Below are 22,702 nucleotides of genomic sequence, written 5' to 3' on the forward strand. Positions count from 1 at the left end.
ATCACCATCGAGTTCAATAGCACGGTTAAAGTCCGCGAGGGCCTCGCCATAGCGCTCCATTAGACGATACGTCTCTCCGCGACCAGCAAACGCCCAACCATAATCACTATCGAGTTCAATAGCACGATTGAAGTCCGCGAGGGCCTCGCCATAGCGCTTAAGAACTCGATAGACCTGCCCACGGCAGGCTATCGCCCAACCATAATCACCATCGAGTTCAATAGCACGGTTAAAGTCCGCGAGGGCCTCGCCATAGCGCTCCATTAGACGATACGTCTCTCCGCGACCAGCAAACGCCCAGTCAGAATTGGAGTCCAACTCGATGGCGCGGTTGAAGTCCGCGAGGGCTTCGTTATAGCGCTTAAGAGCTCGATAGGCCTGCCCACGGCAGGATATCGCCCAACCATAATCACTATCGAGTTCAATGCCACGATTAAAGTCCGCGAGGGCCTCGCCATAGCGCTCCATTAGACGATACGTCTCTCCGCGACCAGTGAGCGTCCAGACATAAGAACTTTCGAGTTCAATGGCACGGTTAAAGTCCGCGAGAGCCTCGTCATAGCGCTTAAGAACTCGCAAGGTCCGCCCGCGGCAGGCTATCGCCCAAACATAATCACTATCGAGTTCAATAGCACGGTTAAAGTCCGCGAGGGCCTCGCCATAGCGCTCCAGATCGTGATAAGCCTGCCCTCGATTGGCGATAACCCAGTCAGCATTAGGGTCGAGTTCGATGGCACGGTTGTAGTCTGCGATAGCCTCGCTGTAGCGCTCTAGATCCTGATAGGCGAGGCCGCGATGAGCGATCACTACACTTGGTGCATTTGGACTCAGTTCGATGGCGTGACTGAAGTCTGCGAGCGCCTCACCAGAACGCCGCATTAGCCGATAAGTCTGTCCGCGGCCAAAAATTACCCAGACGTGAGTATTGTCGACTTCAATGGCTCGGGTGTAGTCGGCGTGCGCCTCGTCGTAACGCTCAAGAGCCCGAAAAGTCTGCGCACGGCTCCCAAGGTTCCAGACATCGTTGGGGGCGATTTCGATAGCGCGACTGAAGGCGTCGAGAGCCTGGTCGTAGCGGCCCATGAGACGGTGCGTTTCCCCACGACCGTAGTGAGCACGGTCAAAGTCAGGCGCCAACACCAAAGCTTCGGAAAAGTCGATGAGGGCATCTTCATACCGGCCCGCATTGCGGTGCTCGCGGCCACGGATGGCGTGCGCCAAAGCGCGATCATCGTTGGTCAGCTCCGCGCTCGTTAGCAATTGGCTTAAGGCGGTAATGAGACTGACCGCATCGTCGGCGTCTGGTCCTGTGGGCTGGAGTCGCTCTTCCCAGGCAGCGAGGACCGACATGTCGGTGTCCTGTCCGGACTGATGTAGTACCTGAGCCCAGCGTCGCAGAACGGACGCTCCCCCATCACAAGCGTGCACGATGTCCCGAAGCACTTCAGGCAAGGCGTGATGGGGCTGGGCGCACAGGCGGTGGTAGGTCTCGCTGAGTCGGTGTTCACGCCAAGTAGGGCTCTCCCAGTACTCATTGGCCGGGAGCGTGTTTTCTAGAGATTCGCGTCGCTGCTGATAGATGTCTGCGAGGCGGGTGTGCTGTTGCTGCCAGCGGCTGGGGGACTGTGTGCGTTGCAGACGGAGCATGGGGGTACGGACGACGTCGTGATAGCGGCAGCGTCCGGCTTGGCCGGAGACAAAGGGTAGGCTGCGTAGCCACGCGTACTGGTCGGCCGCAGTATCGGGCACGGCAGCGCGGTAGATATCCTCGTCCAGTTGCAAGGGTAGTGCGCACGCGAGGGCGGCCCTCTGCTGGTCAGGGTCGGTAATCCATTTAAGGAAACGCTCGACCGCAGTGTCCGACGGGTCTCCCACATCGGCTGGATCCTGGGGACGATTCTGGGCGAGTGTGTCGACCAGCACGGGCAGCCTGCCCGTCAATTGCAAAATTACCTGGATGACGTGCTCATCGGTTACGCCTCTGGCGGACAGCAACTGTCGGGCTTCGTCGTCGGTAAACACGTCCAGTGGGACTTGGGCCACGAGATCTAAGTAGTCGCCCCAGTACCGGGCATCTAGTCGTCCTTGGCCTGACAACACCGCAAGAACGTTGTCAGGCAGCCCCGGGTACTCTTCGCCCACCAGGACATCACGCAACCACTCGTTCAACACCGGACTGGTCTGCTCAAACACGTCGAAGAACAGCACCACCCAGGGTCGTCGCTCCGCAAACTCAGCCAGATCTTCCAGGAAGACCGGCGTCAGCACCCGCACCGGGGACAGCACCAGTTGGACATCGGTGTGATTGCGGAACCGGGCGCTGAGTGCAGCGCGCAACCGGTCAGTGCCCTGTGCCACCTGCTGGGGATCCATGGCGCCGGCAACCGCTCCCATCCCAGGCAGCATTCCAAGCCCGGCAAGACTTGCGTGAGCCAGGACCGTACTGGTCGCCGACGCCGCATTCGGTGAGCCAGGCCCCCCTGCGCCGTCAGCCTCCCCACGCACTGACGGGTCTGCGGGCGTCTCTGCTTCATGAAGGCGCTGATGGTAGGCCGCCAACTGCTTCTCAAACCTTCTGAGCGGAGCCCCCTGTCGACCACATTGCGTGCTGATTGCCTCCATCGCCTCGATGACGCTGTGCACGTCATCGTCGAGGTAGGCAGTTGCCGCGCCCAGGTCACGCGCCGCTGTCTCCCACTGCCTGACCAGTGACGTCTTGCCTACCCCGGCGTGACCGTGGATGTGGAATAGGTACTGGAAGGCTTCGCTTCCCGGGTCGTGGGCGAAGTTATCGCGGAAGGCGCTCAATTCGCCGTGCCGACCAACGAAGCCGCTTCGGCGTCGGCGTCGGTTCAACTCCTGCCGCGACGGCCTCTTACCAGCCACCCACACCACCCCCGCCACCAGCATGACAGCTCGCACCTCGGGAGAGGCGGCATACGGTCCACCTCGATAGGTTTCCGCGCTCGCGCCGCGGTCGACGGAGCACAGATCGTTGATCTTGCAGGCCGCCGGTCTACTCAACCTCCGACGGCCTGCGCTCAGCGTTCACTGTCACAAGACAGGTGAGCCCAGCGTGGGAAACTTGAGCTCTTGACGACGAGCAGACAGAGAGGGAGAGCGAGTGTCGCAGCAGGCCAGCCCTCGGGGGACCTTTCTGAAGGTCGCGGACGCGGTGAAGGCTCAGATCGAGGCGGACCCGGAGTTGACGGAGCTTCCGTCGGCCGCAGACCTGATGCGCGACCACGGGATTTCACGCGGGGTCGCGCTGCGTGCCTTCGGCGTTCTACAGAAAGATGGCGTCGCCGAGCCGGTGCCTGGTGGCCGTTGGCGTGTGATCCGGCAAGGGCAACGAGCGGACCGGCGCCCGTTGGAAGCGCGACTCACCGACATCATCACGGATGAGGGGCTTGAGGTGGGGGCAGCCTTCCCAAGCGCAACAGTACTGGCGGCAAAGTTCGGAGTCTCCCGACCCACCGTGACCAAGGCTCTCGACAAGTTGGAAGCCGCCGGCGTGCTGGTGAGTGGAGGACAGGGGAAGGTGCGAACAGTCCGCGCCTTGCCGATTCGAGGGGAGTGTTCGTAGCTTGTCCGAGCTGACAGAGTGGGCCTACCCGCTCGCAGAATCTTTGCTCGCCGAGCCGCTACCGCGGCGCTGGAAGCATTCATTGGGGGTCGCCGAGCGGGCACGGACCATTGCGCTCGTCCTCGGGAAGGATGCCGAGTTGCTGGAGTCCGCAGCTGTACTTCATGACATCGGCTACGCGCCGGATCTTGTCAAGACTGGCTTCCATCCACTCGATGGGGCCCGCTATCTCCGGGATGTAGCACAGGCCGACGAGCGGGTCGTGCACTTGGTGGCTCACCATTCCTGTGCGTGGATGGAGGCGGAAGCACGAGGGATGCGTGAGGAGCTGGAGGACGAGTTCCCCCGCGAGAGCGCTGACCTCAATGACGCGCTCTGCTACTGCGACATGAACACCACGCCGGACGGCACGCCAACGAATCCTGTGGATCGGATCAACGAAATCACCGGACGCTACGGGCCGGACAGCCTCATCGGTACGTTCATCCGCCGCGCCGAACCCGAGATCCTGGCAAGCACAGCCCGCGTCCTCGAACGGGTCGCTGTCGCCAAGCGTCAGCCGATGTAGGGGGCCGTCCGCGTATGGTCCATCGCGTGCTCGATCCGGAGCTGCATGGTGGGGTGCACGTCCAGCGTCGACAGGTCCGCGGGGGCGACCCAGCGGACCTGTGTCGTCTCGTTGCTCGTGCGAACCTCGCCGCCGATCGGCCGGGCGCGGAAGCAGATGCTGAACTGTTGGCGGACCTCGCCATCGTCGTACCGCATCACGTGCCCAGGGTCGGTGTAGACCCCGGAGATGTCGACGACTTCCGCCTTGATGCCCGTCTCTTCCCAGACCTCGCGCACGACGGTGTCGCTGATGGACTCCCCCACGTCGTGGCCACCGCCGGGCAGCGCCCAACGGCCGTTGTCGGACCGCTGGATCATCAGCACTTCCCCCGCATCGTTCTGGACGAACGCCACCACCGAGGGCACAACCGAATTGGCCGGCGGGGCGTCGGGATCGTGCAGGTAGTCGATGCGTCCCATGTTCAAGCTCCCGTGATGTCGCGGTCCGTGATGTGGCGAGCGCCGCCCCAAGTCTGTTCGATGCTATTCGCGTACGTGTCGAACAGGCCGCCGCCCGGCATGCGACGCAGATGGAGGACAGGGGCCAGGTAGGCGCCAATGCCGTAGACGTGCGGGTTCACGAGCATCTCGTCATCAGACCGGTAGATGGAGTTGTAGAGCGTCGAGTCATGCAGCCGGAAGCCGATGTCCGGGTGGCTCTCGAAGAGCGGGCGATAGTTCAGTAAGGCATTGCGGATCTTGCCGTCCATGATCCGGTGCCCTTCGTCTATGCCACGTTGCCGGACCGCTTCACAGCCGGGGTCCCCAAGCAGGATTCGCACCTGCGTGGTCCCAGCCACCTTCGCCTTCAAGAGGTCGTGAAACACGGGATCTTCAGACAGGAAGAGCCCGGAGTAGACGAGCACGTCTAGGTGCTTCTCCGCCCGCGCGTAGATTTCGCGCCAGAGTCCGGCGGGCACCGTATGCCGGTGCGGGTAGACCGCGACGATCTCAGCCTTGCTCAGGTCCATCGCGCTGTCGACGGTTCGGTTGTCGTCCCACAACGTGGTCACGTCGACCTTGAGCGCCGAGGCCGTCGCGTACTGATGGCGCCGGTACGGCACTTTCCCCTGAGTGATCCAGCGCTCGACAGTCTTCGGGTTGACCTCGATCACTTCCGCCAGGTCCTGAACGCTCATGCCTTGCGCCAGGAGAGCGGACCGCAAGCGTTCGTTGGACATCTGCACTCCCGATGGGACGTCTAGGGAGCTCTTGACGGTAGTCAGATCTCCCCGAGCTGTCTACGCATGGGGTCACCAACTCCCCTGACCTGCACCGATTCTGATGGTGCGCCAAGAAGTCCTGGCGCGAAGCCAAGAGGTTCCGTCGGTGCACTTGACGGCCCCCCATGCGGTACCTGTAAAACAGGTACCGCATGACCCAACGCCCGGAGAACCCCGTGAAACGGGTTCAAAGGAAGCGTCCGTTACTTGAGAACTCAACAGTGTGTCTGAGGCAAACCGCCCCGCCTCTGCGAGCAAGTGGGCGGTCCGCGCGGCGAAAGAGCCGCGCACACCTCGTACGCAATGGCTCAGCGGCCGAACGTGCCGCTGCCGGTTGCCCGATCCCGCCCCACCGAAATGTTGGGGCGGGTGAGGGGAGCCCGGAACTGCCCCCTTCGCTTCCTAGGAGTCCCTCATGACTGCTGCTGTTGAGATCGTTTCGTTCGGCTACCTGCACGACGAGCCGCCCGCCGCGCATCTGACCATCGACCTGCGTCACCACTTCCGCGACCCGCACGTGAGCCCGGAGCTCCGGTACATGACCGCGGATGACGAGCCGGTACGCACGGCAGTGCTGACCACGCCGGGTATCGCGGCCCTCGTGCTCGCGACCGCCGCGGCGGTGAACGCGTTCACGTCCGGCCCGTCCGCCGGAACCGTCACCGTCGCCGACGGGTGCGCGGGAGGCCGGCACCGCGCCCCCACGTTCGCCCGTGCACTCGCCGAACTGCTGCGCGACGCGGGTCACGACGTCACCGTCTGGCACCGCGACCTCGGCAAGGACGTCGTCCAGCACTGACCGCCCGCTCTCGCCTCGGACCCGCCGCACTGCGACGGGGACCGCGACAGTGCCGGACCGAATCCGGCCCGGGCACTCCGGCCACCACCGGCCGGCCCTCACCCAAGGAGCAGACATGGCCCGCAAGAACACGATCATCGTCAACGGCGACCACACCGGCGACATCGGCGGCACGGTCATCTCGGGCAATACGGGCCCGGTGGCGATGAACGGCGACATCCACGACGGCGACACCGGCACGGACAGCAAGGACACCGGCCAGCGCACGTTCTCCGGCAAGGGCATGACCGTCGTCGAGGGCGACAACCACGGCACCATCTCCCGCCGCTTCTGACGCGGGCAGCCCCGGCCACCTGCCGCGAAGGGCGCCGGATCGAATCCGGCCCGGGGCACCGGCCGCAACTCTGCAGCCCGCCGCACCACTCGAGTGCGGCTCTCACCTCAACGGCGCGCGGTCCCCGGGATGCACCCCGGGGACCGCTTTCGGGCCGTACCACCGACTAGGGAGAACACGACCCAATGAACCACATCGTCACTGTTCAGGAAGCTGTTACCGCGTTCGCCGACTGGAACGAGCCGACGGATGCGGAACTGGCCGCGATCGAGTCGGAAATGCCGCTGATCCTGGCGGACGTCGACCTGATCGACGCGCAGATCATCGCCATGGACCACAGCCCGAACGAGGTCGACACCCGCCGCGTGCGCCGCGCCCTCGCCCGGGTCCTCACGGAGTGGCGGATCCTCGCCAACCGCACCGCCGACGAGATGGCCGCCGGAGGTGCGGCATGAGCGCCAGGACCACCAAGACCGTGCTGCCCGCCGTCGCCATGACGGCCGTGTCCATGGTCCTCACCCTGGCCGTGGTCGTGATGTGGCTGGGCACGGCGATGCCGTGGCCCGTCGCCCTGGTCGTCGGTCTCGGCATCGACGGCGGATGGCTGGCCACCCTCGCCTACGAACGCCGCCTCGCAGCCCAAGGCGACCACAGCCACGCCGTCACCGGAGTCGGCTGGTCCTTCGGCCTCATCGCCGCCGGCGTCCTGATCGCCCACGCACTCACCGCCGAGGCATCCGCCGGCGCGTGGCTGGCCGTGGCCTGGCTGCCCATCGCCGCCAAGGCACTGTGGCTGGTCCACGGACTGTGGGAGCGCACCGCACTCACCCCGAACGCGCTCGGAGCGATCCGCGGAATCCAGCAGGAAGCCCGCGACGAAGCCGCCGTGGCCCGCGCCCGCCTGCGGGCCGAAGCGGTCACCGAGGAGACCCGGCTGACGGCCGTGACGCAGGCAGGCGCCCGCGTCGCACGCGTCCAGGCCAAGACCGCGCAGACCCTCTCGCGGGCGTGGTCGACGCTGGAGACGGCGCGGGACGGCGAGGACACCGGCAGGGCCCTGACCAGTGTGACGGCCCGCGTCACACCCGACGTCACACCCCGCTGGCAACTGCCCGTCTGGGGACCCACCGAGCCCGTATCCGCGTTCACGCTGGACGCGGCGCCCGCCCTCACCGACGACGCGCTCGACGCGCTCGTCGACGAGATCCGCCACAGCGAAACCCCCGCCCTGTCCTACCGCGAGATGGCCACCCGCTTCCGGTCATCCGGCCACTCAGCTTCTGAGGTCCGGCTGCGGGCGGCGTGGAAGCGGGTCGCCTGATGTCGGCCGCGTTCGGCAAGTGCTTCGACCCGTCCGGCGCCCGCTACGGCATCCCGACCTACCCCTGGAAGTTCGCCCCCGACGACGACCAGTTGGCCACCCGCCGGCAGTTACGGGCCCGGGGGCTGCGTCCGGGCGGTCAGCCGATAGCGGCGCAGGTCATGCGCATCAACCGGCGCGCCGGGAACGTCCGGGTCGCCTACCTCTACCGCATCGACCTCGCCAAGCCCGTCCGGCCGATGACCTCGCGGAAGTGGGGCGCGCTCGCGCTGGCGATGCTCGCCCGCCGCACCTGTCCCAAGTGCCACCTCACCTACAGCTACTGCATGCCGCGCTCGCTCGGCATGTGCGTGCTGTGCGCCTACCCCGACAGCCACGACTCCGCCCACCAGGGGGCCTGTTGAGCATCTGCCGCGAGACCGCCGCCGACGACTGCGCCCGCACCGTGGGCCTGATGGCCGCCCTCGGTGACTCCCTGCCCCCTGACCGCGAGCCGGATGAGTTCGAACAGACCGTCGCCTGCGCCCTGTACGCCAACCGGTGCGACCAGCCGCCCGCCGGCCACACCTACCCCAGGAAGGGATGACCATGGCCAACTCCGACATCCGCCGTTTGGACCGCGAGATCCAGCAGACGCAGAAGAAGCTGGAAGCCGTTCGCCGGGGTGAGTGGTGGCCGCTGAACGGCTCGGAGCGCCGCGCCATGGCCCGCGCACTGGCCGGCGGCGCCTACCGCGCCTCCCGCGGCCGCAGCACGGGCCGTGCCGAGGAGCGGATGGACACCACCGGGTCCGCCGCTGAGATGCGGCTGAACGCGGAACTGACCGCCCTGCACGGCGAGCGCCAGCGCCTCATCACCGAGGCCGCCCGCGCCAAGGCCGCCAAGAAGTCTTCCCGCTGGTTCTGACCAGCCCGCACAACCCGCCGGGGTGACCGCCCCCTGCCACGGACACGGCCACCCCGGCGCCCTCCTCAACTCCCGCCCGCGAAGGGGCAGTCAGGAGCACCCTCAGCATGTCCGAGAACGTCGTTCACCTCCACAAGCCCACCGACCCCCCGACCGACCCCGCGGCGCCCACGGTGCTGACCGTCGTACCCGACACCCCGCCGGCGCCCCCGGTGCCGCTGTGGGTGCGCTCCGGCCGCGCGGTCAAGACCGCGGTCACACACGAGACCACCAAGACAACCGCCCGCGCCGTCGCCCGGCACAGCCTCTACACGTTCAACGGGGGCCGGATCGTGGCCCGCCGCACCTGGGACGGCAAGACCGGAGCCCGCTACGAGCGCATGATCCGCACGGCCGAAGCCGCGGGGAACCTGGAAGCGGCCGAGGAGTGGGAAGAGCGGCTGCAGCGCTTCCGCGCCGCCCGCCACCACCGCCGCATGGACCTCCTCCACTCGCCCGTAGAGGCCGCCAAGGGCATTGCCGTCGGCACCGGGGTGAGCATCGGGGTACTGGTCGCACTCGGAGTGGTGATGGCCATCAACAACCACGACGTCACCGACGTCATCACCCCACTGAAAGCGACGATCGAGTTCATCGCCCTGCTGATCCGGATCGTGCAGGTCGTATGGGGTCCGGCTCTCACGATCGGCCCGTTCCTCGCCCTGCTCGCCCTGTGGACCGTCGGCAGCAAGCAGCAAGCCGCCCCACAGTGGGCCCTGCCCGCGAACGTCCGCAACGGTGAGGGCGAGCCGATCACCCCCTCGATCGTCGTCAAGGCCCTGCGGGACCTGGGGGTGCCCGCGCTGCGCAACGCCATCAAGGAGATGGGCGACGCCGGCGCGTCCATGCTGGGACCGATCCGGATCGCCGGATGCGGCGTGGAGGTCGACGTCACGCTCCCGTCCGGGGTGGCGACGAACGAGGTGCAGGCCAAGCGCCGCAAGCTCGCCGAGAACCTCACCCGGCACGAGCACGAGGTGTTCATCACCATCCCGGAAGCGGCCCGCACGGTCCGGCTGTGGATCGCCGATTCCGGGGCGCTGGACGAGCCGATCGGCCCCTCTCCGCTGGTCATCGACGAGACGATGACGGCGAACTACAAGACCGGTAAGGCCCCGTGGGGGCAGGACCTGCGCGGCGACGCCGCCGCGATCAGCCTGTATCAGCGGCACCTGTTGGTCACGGGCCTGTCCAACCAGGGCAAGACCGCCGCCCTGCGCGCCCTCGCCCTGTGGCTGGCCCTGGACCGCAACGTGGAGTTCTGGATCGCCGACCTGAAGGGAATCGGCGACTGGGCCGTGTTCGAGGGCATCGCGAAGATGCTGATCGAGGGCCCGGCCGACGACCACTGCATCCAGGCGACCGAGATGGTCGAGGACGCGGTGGAGGAGATGAACTGGCGGATCGAGGCTCAACGCCGGGACCCGAGCGTCGTCTTCCCGCCGCTGATCGTGCTGGTCGACGAAGCGCAGAAGGCGTTCATGTGCCCGGCCAAGGGCGAGGACAAGCGGCCCTACGGCGGGTCCAAGGCCACGTCCCGGTACTTCATGGCCGTCCGTGAGATCCACAACCAGGGGCGTGCGGTCGACGTGCTGATGTGGCAGGGAACGCAGGACCCCACCGACCAGAACCTTCCCAAGCTGGTCCGCGAGGGCGCCCACACCCGCGCCTCCCTCGTGGTGGGCACCGAGTCTCAGGCTGAGATGGCCCTCGGTGCCAAGGCCGTCAACGCCGGCGCGGCCCCGCACCTGCTGCGTCAGGGTCTGGACAAGGGAACCCTCGTGGTCGCCTCCGACGGCATCGACATCCCGGCCGGCCAGTCGTCCATCACCGTGCGTACGCACTTCATCGACGACGAGCCGGCCGCCGAGATCGCCGCACGGGCCAAGGCCCTGCGCGACGGCGTCGCCACCCTGCGCGCGGTCGACCGGGGCGAGGAGCGCGACGCGCTCGCCGACGTCGCCGCCGTCCTGGGCGACGCGCCCCGGCTGCGGACCAACGAGGTCCTCAAGCGGCTGCACGCCCTGGACCCGGGCACCTACGGCGACCAGTGGACCAACGACCGGCTCAAGAGCCTGTTGGAGGAGCACGGCGAGGAGCCGAAGAAGTCGCACGGGGTCATGGTCGTCCACCGCGATCACGTCCTGCGAGCGCTCGCCAACCGCGACGCCGAGGGTTCCGCTTCCGCCGCCGAGTAGCGGGGAGGCATGGCCGTCCGGCCCGGGGAGGCGGGGAGAACTCCCCAACCCCTTCCCCGGGCCTCCTCCCCCACGTTGATCAGCGAAAACACCGTTTCGGGGAGGCGGGGATGCGCCCCAGGTCAGACCCCGAAAACCCCCTCCACGTGCCCCCGGCAAGGGGGTGTCCCTGCCTCCCCACCCCAGCACCAGAAGGGATTCCGCATGTACCCCGAGCACACCGACCGCGCGCCCGCCGTACGGGCCCCGGAAGTCCACCAGCCCACCCCGCTCACCCCCGCTATGGCGCCGTACCTGGCGCCCCTGGCCACCGTCCAGCCGCACACCGTGCCGGCGGTCGCGTCCGTTGTCCTGCCCGACGGCCGGGTCGTCACCGGCTACGCCATCACCCCGATACAGCCCGAACCCCTCGCCGCCAAACCCGCCGTCTCCCGCGCCGCGGTGAACATCGCGCTCGGGGGCATCGGGTTCGGCGCGGTGTGCGGCGGGCTCGTGCTGCTCACCACGTTCATCGCCGCGCTCGCCGCGCTGATCCACCAACTCATCATCCTCGCCGCCGTCATCTTCGGCGGATGGGTCGCCGTGCAGGTCTTCTCCGCGAGCGGCCACCGCGGCGACGGGACCACGGTCAACATCCGCAAGGCCGTCATCAAGCGCAACCACTTCCATCGCTGACCAACAGCTACTGGTGACCGAGTTCTTCATCCAGTACGCGCGGCCAGTCCTCGCGCCCCAGGTATCCCGCCATGAGCAGGTCGCGCCAGTCGGACCGAGCCAGTCGGACCGCCGAACGAAACCGGTCGACGTCTCCCGCGGCGATCACCACGGCCGCGGTCAGGAGCCGTTCCATGCTCTGCCGCGAGTCTTCGAGTTCGACCGCCAATATCCGCAGGGCACCAACGACTCCCCGCGCAGTGTCGGCGTCCGGGAAGTCGCGCCGGATGCGCTCGTGCAGACGCGCACTGATCTCGTCCTCGGCCACACCGTCCCCCTGGTCCATCCAGAGGGCGACCCACTTCTCACCAAAGTCCCGGGCCGCCCTCGCGACGTTCATCCACCAGCTCATCATCCTCACCGCCGTCATCTTCGGCGGAGGAATCGCCGTGCAGGTGTTCAGCGCGAGCGGCCCACACGGCGCCACCACGGTCAATATCCGCAAAGCCGTCATCAAACGCAGCCACTTCCACGGCTGAACACCCCAAGAGGAGAACCGTGTTCGACATCCGCATCATCTGCGACCCCGCCGACGAGCCGGACATCACCCGCGCGTTGACCGCCGCGTTCGACTGCGACCCCATCCAGCGCCGCCCCGCCCACAACGGCCACCGCGTCCGCCTCTACACCAAGGCGTTCCACCCCGACCCCGCCGCGCTGCTCAACGACGCTCCCGAGGCGACCGAGGTGGGGCCGACAGCATGGCCCACGCCGGAAGACGCCTACGCCACCGCCCCCGGCATCACCTACGAGATCGCGTGGACCGCTTCCACGGCCAGGACGCTCGCCAAGAACCAGCACAGGGACGACGTGGACCGTGAGTACTGGCTGCGCAAAGCCGCCCTGCTGGACCGCATCGCGCTGGAGTACGAAGCCGACGGCGTCCGTAACGACACGGACGAGGTCGCGGCCAACGCCGCTCGCCAGCTCATCGAGGCCGACCAGGACACCGAGGGCGACTACAGCGGCGCCCCGTACGGGCCGGAGCACCCGGCCACGCTCGCCCACCCGCGCGGCTACGTCCGCCAGGAATACGCCGTCTGGGCCGAGAACCAGTAGCTACGCCAAGGGCGACCCCCGCATCTCGCCAAAGAACCGGGGTCGCCCTTGCCAGCCAGAACCCAACACAGGAACTGGAGACCTCCAGCATGACCCAACCCACGGACAACCGGCGAGAGGTCTTACTCGCCGCCGCGCTGAGCGCTGCCGGCCGCGGCTGGCACGTCTTCCCGCTCCGTCCCGGCACCAAGCGCCCCGCCCTCCACGGAGAAGCCACCTGCCCGCGCACCGGAGCGTGCGAGGCAGGCCACCTCAAGTGGGAACAGCGCGCGACGACCGACCCCGAGCGCATCCGCGCCACCTGGTCGCAGGGCGCGTTCAACGTCGGCATCGCCACCGGCCCTTCCGGGCTGCTGGTCGTCGACCTCGACATGCCCAAGGACCACAGCAATGGGGACGCGCCTGACGGCGCGGCGACCTTCGGGGCGCTCTGCGAGCGCACCGGTCACGCCGTCCCCGACACCTACCGGACACGGACCGCGAGCGGCGGACAGCACCTGTACTTCGCGGCGCCGTCGGGGGTGCGGCTGGCCAACACAGCAGGAACGATCGCCCCGTTGGTCGACACCCGGTCATGGGGCGGCTACGTCGTCGCCGCGGGCAGCATCACCCCCGCCGGACCCTACGAAGCCATCAGCGGCCCCGTAACGGCTTCTCTGCCGTCGTGGCTGCTGAGCATCCTGAAACCGGCCCCCAAGCCCGTACAGGCACCCTCGGCGCCCGTAACGGCGCAATCCCGTCGATACGCGGACACGGCGCTCGCCAATGAAGTCCGCAACGTCTCCGGGGCCCAACTCGGCCAGCGCGAGGCGAGGTTGTTTCGGGCGGCGCGAGCCATGGGGCGCTTTATCGCGTGGGGCGACCTCGCCCGGCACGAGGTGGAGCAGGCTCTTCAGGAGACGGGCGAGGCGGTGGGACTGCCACCGTCGCAGTGCCGCGCCACCCTCCGCAGCGCGCTGAACTGGTCCATCGCCCACAACCAGCGCCGGCGGGACGCGGCATGACCGCCCCTTCCCGCCCTCCTCTGAAGAGCACCACCGCCACTCCGGTCGGACCACACGCCGCTCCACAGCCTGTGGACACGACGGCCGTGGGCGAACCGAAAGGCGCCGCCCGTCAGGGCGTCGTTTCTGCTCTTCCTCGTTCGAAGCGATTCCCCGCCGACCAGGGACGCCGCAACAGCGACGACCCCACGCCGGACCAGCCCGGCATCCGCATCTACGCACCACCGGTCTACCGCTCCCACGACGACGGGGCCCGCTGGTCCAAACGGCACGGCGACACCCCGAACGCCGCCTATGCCTGCGCCTGCGGCCAGACCCGCACCGCCACCGGAGCCCACTCCGTGGCTGCCCTGGTCGCCGACTACGGCGCCCACAAGGACGCCTGCACCGGAACACCCACGCTCACCGAAGGGAGGACGGCCGCATGATGAACCGCCCCGCCACCGAGACCGAGGAACTGCCCCCGCCCACCAACCCCCTGGCCGTGGCCCGCAGGCTGCTGCCGGACTGGCAGACCGAGGACGGACGGCTCGTGTGCCGGCGTTGGCGGGCATCGTGGATGCGCTGGAACGGCTCCTGCTGGCGCGAGGCAGAGGAAGCACAGATCCGCAAGGCGATGTACACCCGCCTCGAGCACGCCGTCTACCAGGCCCCCGGCAAGGAAGGGCAGCCCGAGGAACGCGACTGGGCACCCACCAAACAGAAGATCGGCAACCTGCTCGATGCCCTCGGATCGATCACCCTGCTGCCCACCGACACCGACGCCCCCGCCTGGGTCGACGACCAGGGCGACACCGGACGCGACGAAGGCCCCATCGTCGCCTGTGAAAACGGCCTGCTGCGCATCCGCGACCGGGCGCTCCTGCCACACGGACCGGAGTTCTTCAACCTCGTCTCCGTACCGTTCGCCTACGACCCCGACGCGAACGCGCCCACATGGCACGGGTTCCTCGCACAGCTCTGGCCCGAAGACCCCGACTCCATCGCCGCACTTCAGGAGTGGTTCGGCTATGTCCTATCCGGCCGCACCGACCAGCAGAAGATCCTGCTCATCGTCGGCCCCTCCCGCTCCGGCAAAGGCACCATCGCCCGCGTACTGAAAGCACTGGTCGGCAAGGAGAACCTGGCCGGCCCGACCCTGGCCGGACTCGGCACGAACTTCGGCCTGTCCACCCTGATCGGCAAATCCCTCGCGATCATCTCCGACGCCCGACTGTCCGGCAACGACAACAGCCAAGTCGTAGAGCGACTGTTGACGATCTCCGGCGACGACACGATCGACATCGACCGCAAGTACCGCGAACCGTGGACGGGACGGGTGCCCTCGCGGCTGATGATCCTGTCCAACGAACTGCCGCACTTCGGCGACTCCTCCGGCGTCATCGCCAACCGGTTCATCCTGCTCAGCACCCGGCTGTCGTGGCTCGGCAAGGAAGATCCCACCCTCACCGACCGCCTCACCGCAGAGATGCCAGGCATCCTCAACTGGGCCCTGGACGGACTTGCACGCCTCCAACGCAACGGACGGATCACACAGCCGAAATCCAGCCGCGAGGCAATCACCACCATGCAGGACACCGCCTCACCCACCAGCGCATTCGTCCGCGAACGCTGCACCACCGGCCCGACGTGCAGCATCCCCGTGGACGACCTGTGGAACGTCTGGCGCGAGTGGGCCGAAGACAACGGCGTCCGCCACGGCACGAAACAGATCTTCGGCCGCAACCTGCTCTCCGTCGTGCCCCAGCTCAACCGCACCCGGCCACGCGACGCCTACAACCGGCAGGTGGCCACCTACACCGGAATCACGCTGAAGCCGTCCGAACCACATTTGCCTGAGTCGTGACTCATCGCGACTCAAGCACCCGCCAACCCGCTCTGAGTCGCGATGAGTCGCGACTCAGAGCAATGTGATTCCAACTGTGGAGGACGCAGTGAGCGCACCCGCCCCCGTCCGAGCCGACCCCCGCGCCACCCTCCGGGATGGCCTGCCGGACCGGTACCTCACACCCGACGACATCGCCGAGATGTTCGAAGTGCCCATCGAGACCGTTTACCAGTGGCGCAAGAAGCGGACCGGCCCGCCCGGCTTCCGCATCGGCAAACACCTCCGATACGACCCCGTCGACGTCCGCGCCTATGTCAGCGAACGCAAGAGCGCCGACCTGGCCGCCGCCTGACACCGCACCACACTGCTTCCCAAGGGAGGGCCACACCGTGGCCCTCCCTTCTCCATGCCCAGAAGGGAACGCCTCCGCATGGCAGGCCATATTCAAGACCGCTGGTTCAAGACCGAGACCAACGCCGCGGGCCGGACCATCCGAGTGAAGGCTGAACGCCACGGGTCCGGCCTCCGCTATCGCGCCCGGTACATCGGTCCCGACGGCACCGAGAAGAGCAAATCCTTCCCCGACGGACAGAAGCGTCTCGCTGACCAGTGGCTCGCCCACATCGAGGCCGACATGTCGCGGGGTCAGTACCTAGACCCGTCTGCCGGGCGCGTGACCTTCCGTGAGTACACCGAGAAGTGGCTCACGACGCAAACGACCGACCTGACCACGAGGGAATCAGTCGTGTCCCAGCTCCGCGGCCACGCGATTCCCTACCTCGGATCGCGCCCGCTCGGGTCCTTCAAGCCCGAGCACATCCGCGACTGGCTGAGCGAATTGGAACGCACCGTCCCCGCGTCGTCGTACAGGCGCGTGATCTACAACAGCGTCTCGACGGTTTTCAACGCGGCTGTCGACGACACGCACCTGACGAAGAACCCGTGCCATGCGCGGTCAGTACGCCCACCCGAGCCCGGGAAGGGCCGCATCGTCCCGTGGACCGCTGAGCGCACGTTCGCCGTGCGCTCAGCACTGCCCGAGTGCTACCGCGCCGTGGTCGACCTGGGAGGCGGCTGCGGGCTCCGGCAAGGCGAGATCTTTGGACTTCCGGACGATGAGATCAAATTCGATTCCGGATGGCTCCACATCGCGTACCAAGTGAAGGTCGCGAACGGGCGTCTGGTGTTCGGCCCTCCCAAGTGCAACAAGGTGCGCGACGTGCCGTTGCCCGACCGCGTCGCCCACGTACTCAAGCGGCATCGGGAGACGGTGCCTCCGGTGGAAGTGACGTTGCCGTGGCTGCGGCCGGACGGGCCGCTCGTCACGAAGCGGCTGCTGTTCACTCGGCCAGACGGTAACGGTGCGGTCCGCCGTACCGACTTCAACACGCACGTGTGGAAGTCCGCTCTCGTTGCCGCCGGAGTCATCCCCGAGCCGAAACCGGGTATGCGGCACCAGGCCGCTCGCGAGCACGGCATGCACGCGCTGAGGCACTTCTACGCGTCGGTCCTGCTGGACGCCGGCGAGAACATCAAGGCACTGAGTACGTACCTCGGGCACACCGATCCGGGGTTCACGCTCCGGGTGTACACGCACCTCATGCCGAGCAGCGACAGCCGGACCCGGAAGGCAGTGGACAGCATGTACGCGGGCACCGATTCACCGCTTGACGGCCCACAGACGGCCCAGGGCCTGTAAGACGCCGTAGGGCCGACGGTCGGCGACCGTCGGCCCTACGTGCCGTTCTGGCGGGAAAGCCGCTCTGACCTGCGCTTACAGCACCGGCAGGTTCTTGCGGAGCTCGAACGCCGTGACCTCGGAGCGGTACTCCTCCCACTCCGACTTCTTGTTGCGCAGGAAGAAGTCGAAGACGTGTTCGCCGAGGGTCTCGGCGACCAGTTCGCTGCGCTGCATGAGGGTGAGGGCCTCGCCGAGGTTCTGGGGCAGGGGCTCGATGCCCATCGCGCGGCGCTCGGCGTCGGAGAGGGCCCAGACGTCGTCGTCGGCGCCGGGCGGGAGCTCGTAGCCCTCTTCGATGCCCTTCAGGCCTGCGGCCAGGAGCAGGGCGTAGGCCAGGTACGGGTTCGCGCCCGAGTCGATGGAGCGGACCTCGACGCGCGCGGAGCCGGTCTTGCCGGGCTTGTACATCGGGACGCGGACGAGGGCGGAGCGGTTGTTGTGACCCCAGCAGATGTACGAGGGGGCCTCGCCGCCGGCGCCCGCGGTGCGCTCCGAGCCGCCCCAGATGCGCTTGTAGGAGTTGACCCACTGGTTGGTGACGGCGGAGATCTCCGCAGCGTGCTTCAGCAGGCCCGCGATGAAGGAGCGGCCGACCTTCGAGAGCTGGTACTCCGAGCCCGACTCGTAGAACGCGTTGCGGTCGCCCTCGAAGAGGGAGAGGTGCGTGTGCATGCCGGAGCCGGGGTGCTCGGAGAAGGGCTTGGGCATGAACGTCGCCTGGACGCCCTGCTCCAGCGCGACCTGCTTCATGACCAGGCGGAACGTCATGATGTTGTCGGCCGTGGAGAGCGCGTCGGCGTAGCGCAGGTCGATCTCCTGCTGGCCGGGGGCGCCCTCGTGGTGGGAGAACTCGACCGAGATGCCCATCGACTCCAGCATGGTGATCGCCTGGCGGCGGAAGTCCATGCCGACGTTCTGCGGGGTGTGGTCGAAGTAGCCGGAGTTGTCGGCCGGGGTCGGGCGCGAGCCGTCCAGCGGGCGGTCCTTCAGCAGGAAGAACTCGATCTCCGGGTGGGTGTAGAAGGTGAAGCCCAGGTCGGAGGTCTTCGCGAGGGCGCGCTTGAGGACGTAGCGCGGGTCCGCGAAGGACGGGGAGCCGTCCGGCATCAGGATGTCGCAGAACATGCGGGCCGTACCGGGGGCCTCCGCGCGCCACGGCAGCACCTGGAACGTCGACGGGTCCGGCTTGGCGATCATGTCCGACTCGTACACACGGGCGAAGCCCTCGATGGCCGAGCCGTCGAAGCCGATGCCCTCGTCGAAGGCCTGCTCCAGCTCGGCCGGAGCCACGGCCACCGACTTGAGGAAGCCCAGCACGTCCGTGAACCACAGCCGAACGAACCGGATGTCCCGCTCCTCCAGTGTCCGGAGCACGAACTCCTGCTGCTTGTCCATCTTCCGCTTCCACCCATCCTTGCTGGTCAGGTCGCCTGCTCCCACGCCTCGGGGACGGTCGGGGCACCTGAGCATCCCACCACAACACCATTTCATGCGCGTTGCGGACCATGATCGCCCGGGCGACCGCGGTCTGAACGCCTCGCGTACGGCAGGTGTCCTGCTCTGGTGCCCATACTGCCTGCTCATCCGCCTGTCTGTAATGGCCGACCCCCAGACTCTCTCCCCGGGAGCTTTAATTTGCATCTTAGATGCAAGTTTTACTACTGTGCGGGGCAGACACGGGGACCGCAATCCCCGTTCCGACCCAGGCATTTGAGGAGTCCCCATGCTGTCCGAGCAGTCCGCCGCCACGGTGCGCGGCACCCTCCCCGCCGTCGGCGCGGCCATCGGCGAAATCGCCGACCGCTTCTACGACAGGCTCTTCGCCGCCCACCCGGAACTGCTCCGCGACCTCTTCAACCGAGGCAACCAGGCCTCCGGCACCCAGCGCTGGGCCCTCGCGGGATCCATCGCCGCCTTCGCCACTCACCTCATCGAGCGGCCCGACGAGCGCCCCGACGTGCTGCTGAACCGCATCGCGCACAAACACGCCTCCCTGGGAATCGCCCCCGGGCAGTACGCGACCGTGCGGGAGCACCTCTTCGCGGCGATCGCCGAGGTCCTCGGCGACGCGGTCACGCCCGAGGTCGCGGCCGCCTGGGACGAGGTCTACTGGCTGATGGCGAACGCCCTCATCGCCATCGAGCGGCGGCTGTACGCGCAGCACGGCGACGCGAGGGGTGGGTGGCGGGTCTGGGAGGTCGTGGAGCGCGTCGAGGAGACCGCCGACGTCGCCACCTTCCGACTGCGCCCGGCCGACGGGGGGCCGCCGCCGGACTTCCGGGCGGGCCAGTACGTGTCCGTACGCGTCGAGCTGCCGGACGGAGCCCACCAGATACGCCAGTACAGCCTCTCCAGCGCCCCCGGCTCCCCCGTACGGCAGATCGGCGTCAAACGGGTGCACGGTGAGGCCTCGGGCCCCGACGGCGAGGTGTCCAACCACCTCCACACGCGTGTGCACGTCGGCAGCACGATCGAGCTCTCCGCGCCGTACGGCGATCTGGTGCTCGACGACACGGACGCGCCGGTGCTGCTCGCCTCCGCCGGCATCGGCGTCACCCCGGTGATCGCCATGCTGGAACAGCTCGCGCTCACCGGACACCGCGCCCCGGTGACGGTCGTCCACGCCGACCGCTCCCCCGCCGACCACGCGCTGCGCTCCGACCACGAGGCGTACGCGGCAAAGCTCGCGGACGCCGCCGTCCACTTCTGGTACGAGCAGGACGCCGAGGGTGCCGGCCGCCCCGGGCGCGCGGACCTCTCCTCCGTGGCCGTCGCGCCGGGAACGCGCGCATACCTGTGCGGGCCGCTGCCCTTCATGCGGGCGGTGCGGGGGCAGCTCATCGACAAGGGGGTGGCTCCGGCCGACATTCACTACGAGGTGTTCGGGCCCGACCTGTGGCTCGCGCAGGGCTGAGGCGGTTGACGGATGGCCGGTACCTGACGGCAGGCGGCAGATAGCAGGCGGCGGACTTCAGGCAACAGATATCAGACGTCAGATGTCAGATAGCAGATGACAGATGACAGATGACAGATGACAGATTTCGTCAGGTGTCAGCCGTCATTCGGATGTCAGAGCCGAGGTCGGCCTGCCAGAAATCCCCAGCAACAGCGGCCCCGTAGGCGCGGCGACCACGTCCGCCACCGTCAGCGGGTCCAGCGAGGCGAAGAACGCCTCCTGAGCCCGCCGCAGCGCACCCCGCAGTCGGCAGCCGGTGTGGAGCGGGCAGGGCGCGGCTCCTTCGCAGTCGACCACGTCACCGTCGCCCTCGAAGGTGCGGACGATCGCGCCGACCGAAGCCGTACGCCCCGCTTCGGTGAGGCCGAGGCCGCCGCCGCGGCCGCGGCGGGCCGCGAGCAGTCCGAGGTGCTGGAGCTCGGCGACGACCTTCGCGGCATGGGTATAGGGGACGTCCATGTCCGCGGCGACCTCGCGGGTGGTGGGGGTCGACCCGTCGGCGACGGCGAGCCGCATCAGGACGCGCAGGGCCAGGTCGGTGGAGCGCAGCAGCCTCATGCCGCCAGCGTAGTTAATACGCATCTACCACTCAAATTATCCATACGGAGCAACCGAAGAGGGCCGCGTCCCACCTTTGCGGAGCTGCGCCACAGGGTGTCTCCCTTGGACATTCTGTGCCCTGCCTTCGTACTGAGCACCCTCGCCCCATTACGATCAGCGGACCCGACCGTCCCATCCCCATAAGGACTCGCCATGGGTTCCGCCAAGAACACCACCTCCGCGCAGCGCAAGGCGCGCATAGAAGAGATGCGCAAGGCCGAGCGTGCCCGGGAGCGTCGTAACCGGATCCTCACGATCACGGCCAGCACGGTCATAGTCGCCGGTCTCGTCGTCGGCGGTGTCGTCCTGGTCAGGTCGCAGTCCGACGACAGCGGCACCTCGGCGAGCGACTCGAAGGGCGGCTCGGGGCACTTCGTCACGGGCAAGGACGGCGTGGAGACCTGGTCGGGGACGCTGTCCCGCAACCACGTCACCAAGACCGTGAAGTACCCGATGGAGCCCCCGGTCGGCGGCAACCACAACCCGGTGTGGATGAACTGCAACGGCGACGTCTACAGCAAGGCGATCAACAACATGAACGCCGTGCACTCGCTGGAGCACGGCGCGGTGTGGGTGACGTACAACAGCAAGGCCTCCGACGCCGATGTGAAGGCGCTCGAAGCGAAGGTCAAGAAGACGCCTTACACCCTGATGAGCCCCGTCGAGGACCAGAAGGACCCGATCATGCTGAGCGCGTGGGGCAAGCAGCGCACGGTGACGAGCGCGAGCGACCCGAACGTCGACAAGTTCTTCTCGGAGTTCGTGCAGGGCAAGCAGACGCCCGAGCCGGGCGCCGCCTGCACCAACGGTCTGTCGCAGTGAGCCAGATGCGCCAGGTGGGCTGGATCGCGGGGACCGCGGCGGCGGCGCTGGTGGCCGCCGGGGCGATCACGTACGCGGTCGCCGAGAGCGACGGCTCGGGGTCCTCGGGGACGAAGGTGCCGTCGGCCGACTCGGCGGACGCGGGATTCGCGCGGGACATGGCGGTCCATCACCAGCAGGCCGTCGAGATGTCGTACATCGTGCGTGACCGTACGGACAACGTGGAGGTACGGCGGCTCGCGTACGACATCGCGCAGACGCAGGCCAATCAGCGCGGCATGCTGCTGGGCTGGCTCGACCTGTGGGAGCTGCCGAAGGTGTCGGCGGACGCGCCCATGACGTGGATGGGCATGGGCGACATGGCGTCCGGCAAGGACGGCTCGCTGATGCCCGGCATGGCGACCAACACCGAGATGAAGAAGCTGAACACGCTGAGCGGCAAGCAGGCGGAGGTCTTCTACCTGCAGTTGATGACCGACCACCACAAGGGCGGCATCCACATGGCCGAGGGCTGCGTCGCGAAGTGCACGGTCGGCGTGGAGAAGAAGCTCGCCCAGGGCATGGTCGACGCGCAGCAGTCGGAGATCCAGCTGATGGCGGACATGCTCAAGGAACGGGGCGCGAAGGCCCGCGACTAGGGCCTGGATGGACGGGCGGTGACGGTCCTCGCGGGGCGATCCCGAGAGCCCTCGCGGTGGTCGCGGTGGTCGCGGTGTCGAGGTCGAGGAAGACCCGCAGGGCGACCACCTCCCACCGGCGCCGCGGCAGTCCGCGGAGCACGGCCGGCGGCGCCGGGTCGTGGCCGCCCGGTCCGGCATCCGCCGGGTCGTCCTGATCATCGCGGTCGCGCCGACGCCACCCCGGGATACGGGTGTTGAGCGCCGGTGTTGAGCGCCGTCCGCACGATCGACGCGCGCGGGGCGGGACGCAGCCGCACCCGGGGTCAGGCGGCGAAGACCTTGC

Annotated in this window: 26 protein-coding genes; 20 read left to right on the forward strand and 6 right to left on the reverse strand. The window is 67.7% G+C overall.

Annotated features, from left to right (window positions below):
• The coding region (locus ACFZDJ_RS02800; RefSeq protein WP_391055578.1) for a tetratricopeptide repeat protein at positions 1-2,910 on the reverse strand (2,910 nt) is incomplete at its 3' end.
• A 214-nt stretch (positions 2,911-3,124) separates the two neighbouring features.
• Here ACFZDJ_RS02800 and ACFZDJ_RS02805 point away from each other — a divergent pair.
• Both ACFZDJ_RS02805 and ACFZDJ_RS02810 read left to right on the forward strand, forming a co-directional pair.
• Positions 3,125-3,586, forward strand: a complete 462-nt coding sequence (locus tag ACFZDJ_RS02805) for a GntR family transcriptional regulator (protein WP_391055579.1) — start codon at positions 3,125-3,127, stop codon at positions 3,584-3,586.
• 1 nt (position 3,587) lies between these two features.
• The gene (locus tag ACFZDJ_RS02810) at positions 3,588-4,154 is read left to right on the forward strand and encodes an HD domain-containing protein (RefSeq protein ID WP_391055582.1); all 567 of its coding nucleotides are present in this window, start codon (positions 3,588-3,590) and stop codon (positions 4,152-4,154) included.
• On the opposite strand, the gene ACFZDJ_RS02815 is transcribed toward ACFZDJ_RS02810, so the two are convergent.
• Both ACFZDJ_RS02815 and ACFZDJ_RS02820 read right to left on the reverse strand, forming a co-directional pair.
• Positions 4,142-4,615 (reverse strand): NUDIX domain-containing protein, encoded by a 474-nt coding sequence (locus tag ACFZDJ_RS02815; RefSeq protein WP_391055585.1) that lies wholly within the window; start codon positions 4,613-4,615, stop codon positions 4,142-4,144. The two genes, ACFZDJ_RS02810 and ACFZDJ_RS02815, sit on opposite strands and share 13 nt — an antisense overlap.
• A 2-nt stretch (positions 4,616-4,617) precedes the next feature.
• On the reverse strand, positions 4,618-5,376 hold the full coding sequence (locus ACFZDJ_RS02820) for a helix-turn-helix domain-containing protein (protein WP_391055588.1): 759 nt from the start codon (positions 5,374-5,376) through the stop codon (positions 4,618-4,620).
• Between the two features lie 457 nt (positions 5,377-5,833).
• Between ACFZDJ_RS02820 and ACFZDJ_RS02825 the strand changes: the two genes are divergently transcribed.
• From ACFZDJ_RS02825 to ACFZDJ_RS02865, 9 genes are all read left to right on the forward strand, one after another.
• Positions 5,834-6,217: an ATPase gene (locus ACFZDJ_RS02825; RefSeq protein WP_391055591.1), complete on the forward strand. Its 384-nt coding sequence runs from the start codon at positions 5,834-5,836 to the stop codon at positions 6,215-6,217.
• 115 nt (positions 6,218-6,332) lie between these two features.
• Positions 6,333-6,551 (forward strand): hypothetical protein, encoded by a 219-nt coding sequence (locus ACFZDJ_RS02830; RefSeq protein ID WP_391055593.1) that lies wholly within the window; start codon positions 6,333-6,335, stop codon positions 6,549-6,551.
• Positions 6,552-6,736: 185 nt separating this feature from the next.
• Complete coding sequence (locus ACFZDJ_RS02835; RefSeq protein WP_391055596.1) at positions 6,737-7,006, forward strand: DUF6284 family protein; 270 nt, start codon at positions 6,737-6,739, stop codon at positions 7,004-7,006.
• Entirely contained in the window at positions 7,003-7,872 is an 870-nt protein-coding gene (locus ACFZDJ_RS02840; RefSeq protein ID WP_391055598.1) for a protein spdB, read from the forward strand. The genes ACFZDJ_RS02835 and ACFZDJ_RS02840 overlap by 4 nt, the downstream gene beginning before the upstream one ends.
• Positions 7,872-8,276, forward strand: a complete 405-nt coding sequence (locus ACFZDJ_RS02845; RefSeq protein WP_358241931.1) for an RRQRL motif-containing zinc-binding protein — start codon at positions 7,872-7,874, stop codon at positions 8,274-8,276. Before ACFZDJ_RS02840 ends, ACFZDJ_RS02845 begins: the two co-directional genes overlap by 1 nt.
• Positions 8,273-8,458 (forward strand): hypothetical protein, encoded by a 186-nt coding sequence (locus ACFZDJ_RS02850; protein ID WP_385383164.1) that lies wholly within the window; start codon positions 8,273-8,275, stop codon positions 8,456-8,458. The genes ACFZDJ_RS02845 and ACFZDJ_RS02850 overlap by 4 nt, the downstream gene beginning before the upstream one ends.
• 2 nt (positions 8,459-8,460) lie before the next feature.
• On the forward strand, positions 8,461-8,778 hold the full coding sequence (locus ACFZDJ_RS02855; protein ID WP_143614645.1) for a hypothetical protein: 318 nt from the start codon (positions 8,461-8,463) through the stop codon (positions 8,776-8,778).
• A 107-nt stretch (positions 8,779-8,885) separates the two neighbouring features.
• Entirely contained in the window at positions 8,886-11,015 is a 2,130-nt protein-coding gene (locus tag ACFZDJ_RS02860) for an ATP-binding protein (protein WP_391055602.1), read from the forward strand.
• A gap of 204 nt (positions 11,016-11,219) precedes the next feature.
• Entirely contained in the window at positions 11,220-11,690 is a 471-nt protein-coding gene (locus ACFZDJ_RS02865) for a hypothetical protein (RefSeq protein ID WP_391055604.1), read from the forward strand.
• 7 nt (positions 11,691-11,697) lie between these two features.
• Here the strand turns inward: ACFZDJ_RS02865 and ACFZDJ_RS02870 are convergent, their stop codons facing one another.
• Positions 11,698-12,069, reverse strand: a complete 372-nt coding sequence (locus ACFZDJ_RS02870; RefSeq protein ID WP_391055607.1) for a hypothetical protein — start codon at positions 12,067-12,069, stop codon at positions 11,698-11,700.
• Between the two features lie 158 nt (positions 12,070-12,227).
• Between ACFZDJ_RS02870 and ACFZDJ_RS02875 the strand changes: the two genes are divergently transcribed.
• The 6 genes from ACFZDJ_RS02875 to ACFZDJ_RS02900 all read left to right on the forward strand — a co-directional run bounded on the left by ACFZDJ_RS02875 (position 12,228) and on the right by ACFZDJ_RS02900 (position 17,319).
• Positions 12,228-12,788: a hypothetical protein gene (locus ACFZDJ_RS02875; RefSeq protein WP_391055609.1), complete on the forward strand. Its 561-nt coding sequence runs from the start codon at positions 12,228-12,230 to the stop codon at positions 12,786-12,788.
• Between the two features lie 89 nt (positions 12,789-12,877).
• Positions 12,878-13,792 (forward strand): bifunctional DNA primase/polymerase, encoded by a 915-nt coding sequence (locus ACFZDJ_RS02880; RefSeq protein ID WP_391055612.1) that lies wholly within the window; start codon positions 12,878-12,880, stop codon positions 13,790-13,792.
• Between the two features lie 86 nt (positions 13,793-13,878).
• Entirely contained in the window at positions 13,879-14,220 is a 342-nt protein-coding gene (locus ACFZDJ_RS02885) for a hypothetical protein (protein WP_391055615.1), read from the forward strand.
• Positions 14,217-15,638: a phage/plasmid primase, P4 family gene (locus ACFZDJ_RS02890; RefSeq protein WP_391055618.1), complete on the forward strand. Its 1,422-nt coding sequence runs from the start codon at positions 14,217-14,219 to the stop codon at positions 15,636-15,638. Before ACFZDJ_RS02885 ends, ACFZDJ_RS02890 begins: the two co-directional genes overlap by 4 nt.
• A gap of 88 nt (positions 15,639-15,726) precedes the next feature.
• On the forward strand, positions 15,727-15,972 hold the full coding sequence (locus ACFZDJ_RS02895) for a helix-turn-helix domain-containing protein (RefSeq protein WP_391055621.1): 246 nt from the start codon (positions 15,727-15,729) through the stop codon (positions 15,970-15,972).
• 78 nt (positions 15,973-16,050) lie between these two features.
• The gene (locus ACFZDJ_RS02900) at positions 16,051-17,319 is read left to right on the forward strand and encodes a tyrosine-type recombinase/integrase (RefSeq protein ID WP_391055623.1); all 1,269 of its coding nucleotides are present in this window, start codon (positions 16,051-16,053) and stop codon (positions 17,317-17,319) included.
• A gap of 75 nt (positions 17,320-17,394) precedes the next feature.
• Here the strand turns inward: ACFZDJ_RS02900 and glnA are convergent, their stop codons facing one another.
• Positions 17,395-18,756, reverse strand: a complete 1,362-nt coding sequence (gene glnA / locus ACFZDJ_RS02905) for a type I glutamate--ammonia ligase (protein WP_054230834.1) — start codon at positions 18,754-18,756, stop codon at positions 17,395-17,397.
• Between the two features lie 328 nt (positions 18,757-19,084).
• Between glnA and ACFZDJ_RS02910 the strand changes: the two genes are divergently transcribed.
• On the forward strand, positions 19,085-20,275 hold the full coding sequence (locus tag ACFZDJ_RS02910) for a globin domain-containing protein (RefSeq protein ID WP_391055627.1): 1,191 nt from the start codon (positions 19,085-19,087) through the stop codon (positions 20,273-20,275).
• A 144-nt stretch (positions 20,276-20,419) separates the two neighbouring features.
• On the opposite strand, the gene ACFZDJ_RS02915 is transcribed toward ACFZDJ_RS02910, so the two are convergent.
• Complete coding sequence (locus ACFZDJ_RS02915) at positions 20,420-20,875, reverse strand: Rrf2 family transcriptional regulator (RefSeq protein WP_168508303.1); 456 nt, start codon at positions 20,873-20,875, stop codon at positions 20,420-20,422.
• Positions 20,876-21,070: 195 nt separating this feature from the next.
• Here ACFZDJ_RS02915 and ACFZDJ_RS02920 point away from each other — a divergent pair, with 195 nt between their 5' ends.
• Both ACFZDJ_RS02920 and ACFZDJ_RS02925 read left to right on the forward strand, forming a co-directional pair.
• Positions 21,071-21,739, forward strand: a complete 669-nt coding sequence (locus ACFZDJ_RS02920) for a DUF3105 domain-containing protein (RefSeq protein ID WP_168508304.1) — start codon at positions 21,071-21,073, stop codon at positions 21,737-21,739.
• 5 nt (positions 21,740-21,744) lie between these two features.
• The gene (locus ACFZDJ_RS02925) at positions 21,745-22,377 is read left to right on the forward strand and encodes a DUF305 domain-containing protein (protein ID WP_390928687.1); all 633 of its coding nucleotides are present in this window, start codon (positions 21,745-21,747) and stop codon (positions 22,375-22,377) included.
• The last annotated feature ends 325 nt before the right edge of the window (positions 22,378-22,702 follow it).

It is taken from the genome of Streptomyces sp. NPDC007896, assembly GCF_042959425.1.
GTDB lineage: Bacteria > Actinomycetota > Actinomycetes > Streptomycetales > Streptomycetaceae > Streptomyces.